This window comes from Alteromonas sp. MB-3u-76 (genome assembly GCF_002831605.1).
Lineage (GTDB): Bacteria > Pseudomonadota > Gammaproteobacteria > Enterobacterales > Alteromonadaceae > Alteromonas > Alteromonas hispanica.
Genome location: NZ_CP025115.1, coordinates 2,318,119 through 2,331,301 on the forward strand (window position 1 = coordinate 2,318,119; position 13,183 = coordinate 2,331,301).

Consider the following 13,183-nt stretch of genomic DNA (forward strand, 5'->3'; position numbering starts at 1 on the left):
TCCCTTTGAGTATATTGGTTTTTTTTCTTCGGATAGTGTTTACTTGAAACACATATCAAAAAGATCACATCTATTAACCCACAAACGGCAAATAATTTCTACTCTAACGATTAAGTTTCACGCAAAAACACGGCAAATATAAACTAATGGCTAATAAAATACGGCTTTCAGCAGACTATTGCGGATAAACAGACAGTGTAAAGTGAAGACGAGGAAGCATAGTGCATTCAAAGCTAATAATTTAAACACATGTTTATCATAAGCGTGGTTTACGGTATATTTGCAGCTAATAGTCATTATTTAACTAGATGTGGAAGGATGAAATCTGCGTGATTGAAGATGAAAACAAATCTCCCTTAAACAAAGCGGTGTTCTACTCATCGTCTGCGATAATACTTTGCCTCTTAGCATTCGCGGCATTGGCGCCTTCTCTTGCAGATACAGTATTCCAAGCGACTCAAGCGCTGATCGTGTCCAACGGCAGTTGGTTTTACGTTTTTGCGGTAGCTGTTATTGTTATCTTTGTGGTTTATCTAGGTATGTCACGCTATGGAGAAATAAAACTAGGCCCAGACCATGCTGTGCCTGAGTTTGGATTCCCAACGTGGCTCAGTATGCTTTTTGCAGCGGGTATGGGGATAGGGTTGATGTTCTTTGGCGTTGCCGAACCTCTCATGCACTACCTCGCCCCACCAACGGCAGATCCGGGTACAATAGATGCGGTGAGAGAGTCGATGAAAATGACTTTCTTCCATTGGGGTATTCACGCTTGGGCTATTTATGCCATTGTTGCTTTGATCCTAGGCTACTTTGCGTACAGACAAAATTTACCACTTACTCTTCGTTCTGCATTATACCCAATAATTGGCGACAAGATTTACGGCTGGCCCGGTCACATTGTAGATATCTTTGCTGTTACATCGACAGTGTTCGGTGTATCGACCTCTCTAGGCTTAGGTGCTTCGCAGGTAAATGCTGGTTTTAACTATCTGTTTGGTCTTCCCTCGAATACAGGTGTTCAAATTGCCATTATGGCGGGTGTAGTTGGCTTAGCTGTTATATCCGTTACAACCGGTCTCGATAAAGGAATTCGCAGACTGTCAGAAACCAACATGGTTTTAGCGATAGCGCTGTTATTGATAGTGCTTATCCTAGGGCCGACCGTGTTCTTGCTACAAGCCTTCATGCAAAACACCGGCGCTTATCTTGCAGACATTGTAAGAAATACATTTAATTTGTTTGCCTATGACAAAACCGACTGGATTGGTGGTTGGACTATTTTCTATTGGGGCTGGTGGCTAGCATGGGCTCCGTTTGTGGGACTATTTATTGCCCGAATTTCTTACGGTAGAACAATTCGAGAATTCATCTTAGGTGTGCTTCTTATCCCTTCGGCATTCACTCTGTTTTGGATGACGGTGTTTGGCAACAGCGCGATAGACCAAGTTATGTCGCAGGGTCAAGAAGTACTGGCGACTATGGTGAACGAAGATAGTGCCGTTGCACTGTTTGTGTTCTTAGAGCAATTCCCATACTCTGCTGTGCTTAACTTTATTGCCGTACTCATGGTAATTGTGTTCTTCGTAACCTCTTGCGACTCCGGCGCAATGGTTGTTGATATGCTTTGCTCTCACGGCCGTAACGACACGCCCATTTGGCAACGTATCTATTGGGCCATAGGCGTGGGAGTAGTAAGTGCGGTATTACTTTACGCTGGCGGTCTTGGTGCACTGCAAACCATGACGATTGCTGCCGCATTGCCTTTTGCTATTGTGCTTCTTATTGCAATGTTTGGATTGCTCAAAGCGCTTCGAGTTGAAGGGTACAAGCGAGAAAGCTTGCAAGTTCTCGCGGGAACACCGCAACACAGCGACGGTGATAAAAACTGGAAAGAGCGTCTAGAAAATATCGTGTCGTTTCCTGATGAAGAAGTTGTTCGCCGCTTCCTTCGAAAAGTTGCCAAGCCTGCAATGGAAGAAGTTGGTAAAGAGTTTAAAGAACAGCACTTTGATGTAGTTTTGGAAGATACCGATGAAGCACTTATTCTTAGAGTGACTATGGGTAATGATCCAGACTTTATTTATGCGGTTTATCCCACATCTACAGAGCAGCCTGAGTTTGCACCGTCAGAAGAAGAAGTAGACGGTAGGGCACAACAAACGTATTATCGCGCGGAAGTTCACCTTAGTGAAGGCGGTCAGAACTACGATATTATGGGTTGGTCGAAGCTGTCCGTCATTAATGACGTTATCGATCACTATCACAAACACCAGCACTTTATTCATTTGCTTAAGTAACATCAGTTAATCACTGAGGTTACGCATTTGTTGGAAAAAATATGCGAAAAGAAGAAGAATTGCTTGTTGCACTGCGGCGCGTTATACGCGCCGTTGACTTGCGTAGTAAACAACTTAGCAAGCACGTGGGCCTAACAGGTCCACAGTTGCTTGTTATGCAAAATATAGAAGAGCGGCCTGGTATTATGGTTCGCGAGATTGCAGAAAACATTAATTTAAGCCCAGCCACCATCACGAATATCTTAGACAGACTAGAATCTCGTGATCTTGCTACGAGAATTAGAAGCACCAAAGATAAGCGCAAAGTGGGCGTGTTTCTTACCGAGCGTGGCAAAGAGGCGGTAAAAGACGCACCACGTCCTCTGCAAGAGCATTTCGTTGAGCGCTTCTCTCAGCTAAAAGAGTGGGAACAAAGCCAGATGGTAGCCACTATGCAACGCATAGCAACCATGATGGATGCTGAAAACATTGATGCTTCACCATTTCTTGAATTGGGAAGCATTTCAGATAAAACCTTGTAACAGCGTTACTTTGCTTTGAGAGGGTTGGGTTTACCGCCGGTAATTTTGTCCGCTCTTCCCTCTTCCTTAGCTTTTTCTGCACGTCGTTTTCTAATTTCTTTCGGGTCGGCAATTAACGGTCTGTAAATTTCAATTCTATCGCCATCTATTAAGGTGTCTTTTAGCCTAACAACGCGGCTCCACACTCCTACTTTGGTTTTTGTTAAATCAATATCAGGGTATTCATTTAGGATGTTAGAGGCGTGAATTGCCTCCTCCACTGTTGCATCTTTGTCTATCGCAATACTGACTAACGATTGCTTAGTAGGTAGTGCGTAAGCAACTTCTATAGTGATTAGCGAGTTGCTCATGCGTAAACAGTCCTTGCTCGCTCGGTAAACGCTGAAACCATGCTAGAGGCTAAACTATTAAACACTTTTCCAAACGCCATCTCTGCTAGCTTGTTGGCAAACTCAAACTGTAGATTCAATTCGATCTTACACGCCTCATCCGAAAGCGCAGAAAACGTCCAACCGCCGGAGAGTGAGCGAAATGGTCCATCTACCAGCCGCATTTCAATACGCTCATTAGGAAACAAGGTGTTTTCAGTGGTGAACCACTGTTTAATACCCGCTTTTGATACCAGCAACGACGCGCTCATGGCTTGTTCGTCACTGTTTAGAATTTTGCTGTCTGCACAACCTGGTAAAAACGCTGGATAAGATTCAACGTCATTCACAAGTTCAAACATGGCTTCTGCGCTATGTGCTACCAGCGCGCTTCGGTGAATACTTGGCATTTATTTATCTGACACTATGATTAATTTAAAAATTATATCACAGTTATTTTCTATCTTTTTAGATCCCAAATCACATTTCCCATTAAGTCTTACTTATAATTTTGTTCGTATTCATTGTTTGTAGCGTTGAAATCTAAAACGCACCAAGCGCAAATTTGTGCGACACATTTAAAGACATTTATTCACACTATCAGTATAATAGCGCTCATGAAAAAGAATAAAGCAAACAAAAATACCACCGGAAATATCGCGCAGAACAAAAAAGCGCGTCACGACTACTTTTTAGAGGACAAATTTGAAGCCGGCTTAGAGCTTCAGGGATGGGAGATAAAGAGTATACGCGCTGGTAAGGTGAATATTACCGATGCCTACATCATTATTCAAAATGCAGAGGCATATCTTGTTGGGTGTAGAATAAGTCCACTAAGCCAAGCGTCTACCCACGTTATTGCTGCGCCTGAAAGAGCGCGTAAGCTGTTGCTGAACAAACGAGAAATAGATCGCTTAATGGGCGCGAGAGATAGGCAGGGGTACTCTATTGTCGCTACATCTATGTACTGGAAAAAGTGCTGGGTAAAATTAGAGATTCACCTTGCGAAAGGTAAACATGCTCACGATAAGCGCGACTCATTGAAAGACAAAGATTGGCAGCGCCAGAAAGAAAGAATGATGAAACACAGCGTTTAACGCTGTGTTTTTCATTTCATCAGTTACTTTTCACTTCTATAAGCCACATCTCGCTTAGTCATTTTCTTGCGATGTACTAAATCTAACACTAAGCTCCACAACGGTGACGGACTTCTTAACGTGGTTAAATCGTTACCCAGCCGGCGCAATTGACGCCTAACAATAGCCATATTAGCCAAGCTTGCTAATGATTTATCTTTCCACGTACAGTGTGGAATAACGCCAGAGTAAGTCCACTCTTGCTGCCACTTTTTCGCCAAATTGGGCGTGATAGCTAACGCACTGGCCAACCCAACAAGCTCACATCCTTCTTGAATAACTCGTTCGGCAATTTCCGCTCGCTTAATACCACCTGTTGTCATCAAAGGAATCTGAGTTTGGCTTTCAAGGGTTTTGGCAAACTCTAAAAAATAGGCCTCTCGCGCGAGTGTTGTATTGTCTTTTGTTTGTCCCTGCATAGCGGGAGCTTCGTAACTGCCCCCTGATAGCTCAACAACATCCACACCCAGCGCTTCTAATCGGTTTACCACTTCGCTGGCATCATCGAAAGAAAATCCATTTTTTTGGAAATCTGCTGAATTAAGCTTCACCATCACAATAAAGTCTTTGGCGCACACCGCTCTAATTTGGCTCACTATATTAATAAGCAGACGAGCACGGTTAATAATAGACCCACCCCACTCGTCTTGTCGTTGATTTGTGAGCGGTGAAAGAAACTGAGTAAGTAAATAGCCGTGCGCCGCATGCACCTCAACCCCATCGAAGCCAGCTTTTTCAGCTTGTTTTGCGGTTTCAACGAAGCGCTTGCATACGTCGTGGATATCTTGGCACGTCATTTCTCTAGGCTCGGCAAAAAGCTTGGAATGCTTACCCATATCTAAAGGAATAGCAGATGGAGCAATTGCTTTGCCCTGCATTGCTTTAAATACTTGTCGCCCAGGATGATTAATTTGCATAACAGCCAGGGCACCATTGGACTTTATAATCTTTGCCCATCTCTCAAACGGTGCTAAGGGCGTATCTTTTTCTAATACTACGCCACCAGGGCCGGTCATGGCTTCTTTGTCTACCATAACATTGCCGGTTATGACCATTCCCAAGTCGCCGTGAGCCCAATAGCGGTAAAGAGAAAACAGCGATTCCCCCGGAAGACAACCATAGCTCGACATATTTTCTTCCATTGCTGCTTTAACCAGTCTATTTCTAACTGTTTTACCGCAGGGCAATGTATAAGGTGAATATAGAATTGAGTTTGAAGGCATGCACAACACAAATGAAGATTATTAGACTGGCATATTAAAGCTTATCGATTATAAATGCATCTTTTGAAAGCGATTTTATAAAAGAAGCGTTTAACCTCATTCTAGTTATGTTATACTCTGCAATCACACTCGGGGCTGATTAGGATTCGACAGGATCTAGGAAGCCGGAGGTGCATGCAGAGGTGCGGCTGGCCTCTTAAAAAAGCCGCTTTAAATAGTCGCAAACGACGAAAACTACGCACTAGCCGCTTAATAACCGGTATAGGCCCTTCCACCACAGCTTAGTTTGCTAGCGTGGGTTTGGAAGGTCATATAAGCAAACTAGCGAGGGAAACTTTCCTAAGGTTGAACCGCGAAATAGTATTAGGACAGCTACCAGGAACCCTGTTTGTCGGGGTCTAAAGTAGTTAAAGAAAAGACAAACTAAGCATGTAGTACCAAAGGTAGACATTTTCTGGACGCGGGTTCAAATCCCGCCAGCTCCACCAATTGCAGATGCGGTCTAGAACCTTCTAGACCGCTCTATCCTTCTAACAACGCTGCTTCCAGCGAACCATCACTTTCTACGCAATCGGTCTCTGAGGGTCTAAAAAGGGCTCAAAAGTGTCGTGAACTTGTATTCGAAAGTCACTCTCTTCCCAAATGCTTACACTCTTGGAGGAAATCAAGCCGATTAGCGGTTCACTTGAATATATTTTCCCTGCAGACAGAGATAGAAGAAAACATACCAATGCTCAAACCGCTAACTCTGCGCTCAAGAGAATGGGATTTGAAAAACGACTGGTTTCCCATGGTTTGAGGGCATTAGCTAGCACCACATTGAATGAAAATAATTTTAATTATGATGTAGTAGAAGCTGCACTCGCCCATTCCGACTCAAATGAAGTGCGAGCTGCCTACAACCGAGCAACGTACCTTGAACAAAGACGGGAAATGATGCAATGGTGGAGTGATTATATCGCTGAGGCAAGCATTGCGGCAGTATTAAAAAGTCAAAGCTGCAGGTGATAAAAATTATATCTAAACTAGTGACTTATGTTTTTAGCACTTGCAGGTATACTTTAGTATCCCAGGTTAATACAATTAACAACGAATGAACCGTGTTATTGAGTAAGATAAAGGAACTATCAAGATGAATTCGCCTTCCACTCACCGCAAGAAAATTGAACAAATTCTTAATAATGGCCCCCTTCACCAGCATCAAATTAATGCTGCTGAAAAGACCTTCTCTGCATTCGACAATGAAAATATTAGAGCCGTAGTCACAGCTGCTGAAATGCAAGCAGGTAAATCGGGTATTGCTCTTGCGCTTTGTTGCTTTCAGAGATTAAGCCTTTCCGACACAGATATCTGTGATCGTAAACAACTGAAAGATACTCTCTATCTTGTCACAATGCCTGATACGGCTCTACGAGACCAGGCTGAAGACGATTTGAAATTAGCAAAGAATGTTGTAGTGAGTAATTTTGTTAATTTTGAGAAAGCGCTTGAAAACGACTTTAAGGGTAACCCTCCAAAATTAATAATAATCGACGAGTGCCATTATGGCTCCAACATAACTGGTATTCGCTATAGCAGAATTTTTGATTATCTTGAAAAAGAAAACGATAGCTGCAAAGTTGTTTTCATATCTGCTACACCATTCGGGGCGCTCTACGGGGCAGAAACTGAATATGAAGAAGCTATAGAGATAGGCTCGGCAGCAGAGAAGGAAGACGATGAGGAATTACTCGAAGAGTCTCGCGAAGCAGCTAATAAAGCCCTAAAGGATTCTATACTGCGTCGTGACTTTGGAACGCGCCTGGTATTCCACAAAACCAGTGATGAATATTATGGCGTAAGAGAAATGCTTAAAAATGGGCGCCTTATCGATTTAGATGATGAATGTAGGAACTTCTTGGTTGAATCAAATCAACGCTCAAGGTTTATGGAACAATTTAAGCGGCATGAAGGCATGGGGTGGTCTCTTATTCGCGTACCTGCGGGCAACGCGATGGACGCAAAGCAGTTCTTAATCTCACAAGGAATTGATGAGCACAACATCTTTATTTTGGGTAACTCCCTTTCCGGTGTTCCGGAAGATCAATTATCTACAATCGATAGATTTAAAAAAGACTTTGAAGATGCTCAACTATTCGGGGATAAATTGGTTGCAATAACGGTTGCGGGCTGTCGCGCGGGTATTAATTTCGGTGCGATGATGAAAAATAATCTTATTTCAACATGGGATAGCACAGTTGCCAGTGTAGCTGCAGTAGTTCAGGCTAACGTCGGTCGAGCATGTGGTTATCACGGCAACAATACATCACTTCACTTCACCAATGGCAATGCTGCTGAAGCTTATGGAGCTACATTAGATTATTTAGAGCGAACATGTTCAGATCATGCAGCCTCAGATTTTGAGGGCTTAAAAGAGTTTTTTGAAGATATTTGTCAGGAATATCATGTAAATGGATTAGATGTTGGCCTAACCATCAAATATAAAAGACGCCGCCCTATTGGCGATGTAGAGACTTACTCAACCGATGGATACATCGCTGTTCCAGCGAAGTTATTAGAGCCAGATTTCGATTTCACTTTCTATACCAAAGACAAAACATTGCTTTCCGCCATTTCTATTTTACGAGAAGAGTTCACTAAGAATGGCGCCCCCTCTGTTAAGGGAAACCGAGCAATGAGAGGTAAGAAGAAAAACTGGATAAAAGCCCAATGGGTTAATGGTGATAGCTACGATAACCCAGAAAAAGCAGGTGTTGACGGGCCACAGAAAGAAAGAACTATCATGCTGACTAGCAAAATAGATAATGGAGAGGATGTAGAATTTAATCGCGTGGTAGCACCTGGTTCAGGTGAATTGACAGAAGACAAGCTAGTCACTGCAACGGTGTTTAGCGTCTACAACATCTCTCGCCGAAAAGTTATTAAAACTATAATGACAGAGCACGATGTTTGGGACATGTGCGACCATTTTGGGATACCAAGGGACGATACCATGTTCGTTTTATACAAACGTGGTGAATATAACGCTGAACGAAGTTTAGCGAAAAAAGCACATAATGAATTACCAGAAAATACTGGAACGCTGAGTGATGAATCTCAGTTTTCAGCGGTTTAAAAGACGATGAGTTTAAACGCTGAACAACACCGTTTGATTATTGATGAAATATTAGATGCTAACACATTTGAGCATCAAAGAAGTGCCGCATCTAAAGCACATGCTAAATTTGCAGGTGGTAGTCGAGCTGTCGTAATTGCTGCAGAAATGCAGTCTGGAAAATCAGGTATTGCGTTGGCTTTAGCGTGTTATCAACGTAAATCACTTGCTGATATTGATATTGTTAATAGAAAGCTCTTAAAAGATACACTCTACTTAGTGACGATGGGGGATGTGGCGCTCCAAAACCAAGCAAAAACAGATCTAGAGGCAGCTAAAAATGTTGTCATCAGCAATTTCACTAACTATGAAACAGCATTAAAAGCTTATTTTAAGCATCGACCGCCTAAACTCATCATTATCGATGAGTGTCACTTTGGTTCTGGAAACGAAAGTGTCCGGTACGATCGAATTTTTAATTACCTGGAAAAGGAAAATCAAGACTGTAAAGTTGCATTTGTATCTGCAACTCCCTTCAGCGCGTTATATGCTGCGGGTGAAAGTTCTATTCTTCGCCATAATTTCCATACATCATTAGTTTTTCATAAAACGAGTGCTGAATACCATGGAATCCGGCAAATGCACCACAACAACCAGATTGTGAAATTGGATGAAAATCACAGGGATTTTTGTGAAGAATCACTTTTACGCAATCGATTCATTAGACAATTCCAAGAACACGAAGGATTCGGCTGGTCATTAGTGAGAGTCCCCAGCAGTCAAGCAAAAGTCGCAAGGGATTTACTCGTAGATAAGGGAATAGACGAAACACAAATACATGTTATAGGTCAAAAACTAAACGGCTTAGAGGAGCACGAAGTTTGTTCACTTGACGACTTCAAACATGAATTTGAGACTGCCAAGCTTTTCGATGACAAGCTGATAGCCATAACTGTAGCAGGGTTTCGAGCAGGCGTTAATTTTGGACAAGAGATGAAAGACACGCTTATGTTAATTTGCACCGCTATGGAGCCATTACACTTGCGGCGTAATGGCGCCACCTAATTTGCACCTAATGGCGCCACCTGATTTGCGGTTAATGGCGCCACTTTAGTCACCCTTTTTACCCTCAAACTTCATTGTAAATAGCGTATCTTTATGTCTACTTTTTAGACAAGGAGATGCGCATGGCAAACAAGAGGTTTGAAATGTACCAATATCGACAAATACTCGTTCGGATGCGAATGGGTGAATCTAATCGTGCTATTGCCCAAAGCGGGTTAATGGGACGCAAAAAGGCACAGAAGTTGAGGGATACCGCACTTGAGCATGGCTGGTTAGATAAACTCAATCCCTTGCCTGACAACGCCCAATTGGCGACCGTGCTAAATGTTACCGTGCATACACCATCATCTAGCGTGTCTTCCGTGTTACCCCATGCTGGGAAGGTCAACAAGTGGATTGAAAGCGGCGTGCAAGGCAGCACTATCCATCAAAAGCTGGTAGACAGTTATGGTTTCACAGGAAGCTATTGGGCGGTAAATCGTTATATCAAAAGTGTGATTGCCAGTGAGCCAGGCAAGGTCTCGACAGTGATGGAGTTCGACCCTGGTGATGCGGTGCAAGTGGACTTCGGGTCTGGTCCGTTGATGGTGGATACCCGCACAGGCGAGCTGCGTAAAACATGGGTGTTTGTGATGACGCTAGCGTGGAGTCGCCATATGTACGGTGAATTTATCTGGGACCAAAGTGTTGCCACATGGCTATCTTGCCATCGCCGTGCGTTTGAGTGGTTCAACGGTGTACCCAAGCGCGTGGTAATCGACAATCCAAAATGTGCCATCACGAAAGCGTGTTATCACGACCCCGATGTACAGCGTGCTTATGCTGAATGCGCGGAAGGTTATGGTTTCTTAATTGCGCCATGTCCGGTGCGCGACCCGCAAAAGAAAGGGCGTGTTGAATCCAATGTGAAGTACATCAAGAATGCCTTCGTGCCACTGAAGGAGTTCCGCAGTTTAAGCGATGCCAATGCACAATTAAAAGAGTGGCTGGTGAGTGTGGCGGGTAACCGCAAGCACGGTACGACGCGTCTTTACCCTTTAACGCAGTTCAAAGAAGTTGAACAGGAATTACTTAAGCCCTTGCCTGAAGTGCCCCCGGAGGAAGCAGTATGGGCGCAAGCAAAAGTCCACGGTGATGGGCATGTACAGTTCGAACTCTGCCGTTACTCGGTGCCTTATACACTCATTCGCCAAACGGTATGGATACGCGCGGGCGATTCCACCGTGCGTATTTATCAGCAACACGAACTCAAAGCTACTCACGGTAGATTACGCCACCAAGGCGGTCGTTCAACGGTGCCAGAGCATCAACCACCTGCGGCGCAAGCCTACAACATGCAAGATCCTCAATACTGTTTAACCCAAGCAAAGAAGGTCGGGGAATACTGCCATCTGTTTGTTGAAAGATTGTTTGCGAGTCGCGTGCTAGATAACCTGCGCGCAGCACAAGGTGTGGTCGGCTTCGCCAAACGCTATGGGCCTACTCGCTTAGAAAGGGCCTGTTGCCGTGCGTTAACCTTCGACAATGTGCGCTACAGCGCCATTAAACAGATACTCGAAAAAGGCTTAGATGAGCTGCCCCATGAAACCAATGCGTTTGATAGTTTAAGCGACAGTTATACCGGTAAAGGTCGCTTCAATCGCGACCCTAACAAACTCATCCCACATTAAAAAAAGGAACAACCATGATTAACCCTATTCCAGAATTATCACCCTTACTCAAACAACTACGCCTATCAGGCATGACGGATTCACTGGCCCAGCGTAACCGCGAAGCCATTGAACACCAAATGACGTATCCTGAGTTCTTAGCCTTACTCGTGCAAGATGAAGTGGCAAGGCGAGACCAAAAGAAATACGCTACACGGCTGCGCCGTGCAGGCTTCAAATCCAATAAAACACTAGAGAGCTTCGACTTAAGCACCAACCCCACACTGAATCGCGCCTATGTGCAAGAGCTGGCAACCTGCGGCTTTATTGATGAAAAAGTGCCTGTATTAATAGCAGGGCCATGTGGCACCGGTAAAAGTCATTTAGCGCAAGCCATCGGGCACTGCGCGGTGCAAAAAGGCGTGGATGTACTGTTCTTTACCCAAGCCAAACTACTGGCAAATCTGTATGCCGCACGCGCCACCAACAGCTATGAAAAGCGCTTCCAAACCTTAGCTAAAGTACCGCTTCTCATCATTGACGACTTCGGTTTAAAGCCATTGAAATCGCCACAAGACGAAGACCTGCACGACTTAATTGATGAGCGTTATGAACAACACGCCACCATTATTACCAGCAACTTAGACTTTACAGAATGGGGAGATGCCTTCCCGAATAAACTACTTGGCGCGGCCACACTTGACCGACTTCGCCACAATGCCTATCGACTAATATTAGAAGGGGAAAGCTATCGAAAATTAAGACCTGAAAACAACATCAAAAACAACAAAACTGGACTCGCTCCAAAAAGCGGTCAATAATCAACTTGTTTGAGGGCAAAAAGAGCATGTTCAGGTGGCTCCATTACGCCGCAAATGGGTGGCGCCTTTAGGGTGCAAATTAACACGCTTATAAGTACCTGGGACAGTACCATTGCAAATATTGCCGCTGTTGTTCAGGCTAATATTGGTAGAGCTTGTGGTTATCACCATAACAAAACGGCTAAACACTATACCAATTTAGCTGCTGTCAGGGCGTATAGTGAATTACTCGATCACCTTGAATCTAGAGACGAAGGTAATGATTTTAAGGGCTTACAGGAGATCTTTGAACATATCTGTACGAGATACGATGTTAAAGGCTTTGATAGAGGAACAACCGTCGCCAATGAACCTAACCATTATGTTTCTAGAAAGCTAGATGATAGCCAGACTTATCTTACCTCTAATTTTATCGTTGTACCTGGAAAATTAGATTTACCTGATTTTGATTACTCGGCATTTACTGTTGAAAAAGACGTTTTGGAAGCTATTGCGCTTATAAGGGAAGAATTACTACATGATGGTGGCCCTTATCGGAAAAGAGGAAGGGCATTAAGAGGAACACACCAAAACTGGATCAAAGCTCAATGGGTGAATGGTGCTACCTATGATGATGGTACTGCTAGTTGCGCTAAATCAAGGGCCCTATATTTCACATCAAAATTGAGTCAGGGTGAGCCTGTTGAATTTAACGAAATTGTAAATCCGGGGGGCGGTGAAAAAACAGAGGATAAACGCGTTATGGCTAGTATATTCAGCACGTTTAACCTATCTGGTCAAATGAATGCTTTCAAACGGGCAATGGATATGGATGACATGGAAGAGATTAGCCAGTTGCTGAATGTAGAATTAGATAATACCGTAATACTGTTGTATGTACGCGGTGACTATTCAGAAGCCCTAAGCCAAGAAAAGCAGAACCTTAGTATAGAAAGAACGAGAATTAAAAATAACTCGGTATTTTAAAGCGCGTACATTTAAAGCCCAACTTGTTTACTGAACTTGATAA

At 43.6% G+C, this 13,183-nt stretch carries 12 protein-coding genes and 1 other RNA gene; 10 read left to right on the top strand and 3 right to left on the bottom strand.

Annotation, left to right across the window (positions count from 1 at the left end; all coding sequences use genetic code 11):
• Positions 1-329 precede the first annotated feature (329 nt).
• Entirely contained in the window at positions 330-2,297 is a 1,968-nt protein-coding gene (locus CW735_RS10395) for a BCCT family transporter (protein ID WP_198520968.1), read from the top strand.
• A 41-nt stretch (positions 2,298-2,338) separates the two neighbouring features.
• Positions 2,339-2,818 carry a MarR family winged helix-turn-helix transcriptional regulator gene (locus CW735_RS10400; RefSeq protein ID WP_071979787.1) on the top strand — a complete coding sequence of 160 codons (480 nt, stop codon included), beginning with the start codon at positions 2,339-2,341 and terminating at the stop codon, positions 2,816-2,818.
• Between the two features lie 5 nt (positions 2,819-2,823).
• Here the strand turns inward: CW735_RS10400 and CW735_RS10405 are convergent, their stop codons facing one another.
• Positions 2,824-3,168 carry an RnfH family protein gene (locus CW735_RS10405; protein WP_071979788.1) on the bottom strand — a complete coding sequence of 115 codons (345 nt, stop codon included), beginning with the start codon at positions 3,166-3,168 and terminating at the stop codon, positions 2,824-2,826.
• Positions 3,165-3,596, bottom strand: a complete 432-nt coding sequence (locus CW735_RS10410) for a type II toxin-antitoxin system RatA family toxin (protein WP_071979789.1) — start codon at positions 3,594-3,596, stop codon at positions 3,165-3,167. The genes CW735_RS10405 and CW735_RS10410 overlap by 4 nt, the downstream gene beginning before the upstream one ends.
• Positions 3,597-3,803: 207 nt before the next feature.
• On the opposite strand from CW735_RS10410, the gene smpB reads away from it, so the two are divergent.
• The gene (smpB, locus tag CW735_RS10415) at positions 3,804-4,283 is read left to right on the top strand and encodes an SsrA-binding protein SmpB (protein WP_071979790.1); all 480 of its coding nucleotides are present in this window, start codon (positions 3,804-3,806) and stop codon (positions 4,281-4,283) included.
• A gap of 23 nt (positions 4,284-4,306) precedes the next feature.
• Here smpB and CW735_RS10420 read toward each other — a convergent pair whose 3' ends face one another.
• Positions 4,307-5,545, bottom strand: a complete 1,239-nt coding sequence (locus CW735_RS10420; protein ID WP_071979791.1) for an NADH:flavin oxidoreductase/NADH oxidase family protein — start codon at positions 5,543-5,545, stop codon at positions 4,307-4,309.
• A gap of 131 nt (positions 5,546-5,676) precedes the next feature.
• Between CW735_RS10420 and ssrA the strand changes: the two genes are divergently transcribed.
• The 7 genes from ssrA to CW735_RS10455 all read left to right on the top strand — a co-directional run bounded on the left by ssrA (position 5,677) and on the right by CW735_RS10455 (position 13,140).
• Positions 5,677-6,033: a transfer-messenger RNA gene (ssrA, locus tag CW735_RS10425) on the top strand.
• 166 nt (positions 6,034-6,199) lie between these two features.
• Positions 6,200-6,553, top strand: coding sequence for a tyrosine-type recombinase/integrase (locus tag CW735_RS10430; protein WP_332310076.1), 354 nt, complete (start codon positions 6,200-6,202; stop codon positions 6,551-6,553).
• Between the two features lie 124 nt (positions 6,554-6,677).
• Positions 6,678-8,660 (top strand): DEAD/DEAH box helicase family protein, encoded by a 1,983-nt coding sequence (locus tag CW735_RS10435; RefSeq protein ID WP_100972005.1) that lies wholly within the window; start codon positions 6,678-6,680, stop codon positions 8,658-8,660.
• Positions 8,661-8,666: 6 nt separating this feature from the next.
• Entirely contained in the window at positions 8,667-9,704 is a 1,038-nt protein-coding gene (locus tag CW735_RS10440; protein WP_198520969.1) for a DEAD/DEAH box helicase family protein, read from the top strand.
• Between the two features lie 143 nt (positions 9,705-9,847).
• Positions 9,848-11,374, top strand: coding sequence for an IS21 family transposase (gene istA / locus CW735_RS10445; RefSeq protein WP_083595408.1), 1,527 nt, complete (start codon positions 9,848-9,850; stop codon positions 11,372-11,374).
• A gap of 14 nt (positions 11,375-11,388) precedes the next feature.
• Entirely contained in the window at positions 11,389-12,174 is a 786-nt protein-coding gene (istB, locus tag CW735_RS10450; protein WP_269529678.1) for an IS21-like element helper ATPase IstB, read from the top strand.
• Between the two features lie 72 nt (positions 12,175-12,246).
• Positions 12,247-13,140, top strand: a complete 894-nt coding sequence (locus CW735_RS10455; RefSeq protein ID WP_198520970.1) for a hypothetical protein — start codon at positions 12,247-12,249, stop codon at positions 13,138-13,140.
• Positions 13,141-13,183 lie beyond the last annotated feature (43 nt).

What these genes read in the sequence shown, in the direction of transcription:
- CW735_RS10440 (WP_198520969.1), top strand. Translation starts at nt 8,667, where the DNA reads ATGAGTTTAAACGCTGAACAACACCGTTTGATTATTGATGAAATATTA.
- istB (WP_269529678.1), top strand. Translation starts at nt 11,389, where the DNA reads ATGATTAACCCTATTCCAGAATTATCACCCTTACTCAAACAACTACGC.
- CW735_RS10435 (WP_100972005.1), top strand. Translation starts at nt 6,678, where the DNA reads ATGAATTCGCCTTCCACTCACCGCAAGAAAATTGAACAAATTCTTAAT.
- CW735_RS10405 (WP_071979788.1), bottom strand. Translation starts at nt 3,168, where the DNA reads ATGAGCAACTCGCTAATCACTATAGAAGTTGCTTACGCACTACCTACT.
- CW735_RS10410 (WP_071979789.1), bottom strand. Translation starts at nt 3,596, where the DNA reads ATGCCAAGTATTCACCGAAGCGCGCTGGTAGCACATAGCGCAGAAGCC.
- smpB (WP_071979790.1), top strand. Translation starts at nt 3,804, where the DNA reads ATGAAAAAGAATAAAGCAAACAAAAATACCACCGGAAATATCGCGCAG.
- CW735_RS10420 (WP_071979791.1), bottom strand. Translation starts at nt 5,545, where the DNA reads ATGCCTTCAAACTCAATTCTATATTCACCTTATACATTGCCCTGCGGT.
- CW735_RS10400 (WP_071979787.1), top strand. Translation starts at nt 2,339, where the DNA reads ATGCGAAAAGAAGAAGAATTGCTTGTTGCACTGCGGCGCGTTATACGC.
- istA (WP_083595408.1), top strand. Translation starts at nt 9,848, where the DNA reads ATGTACCAATATCGACAAATACTCGTTCGGATGCGAATGGGTGAATCT.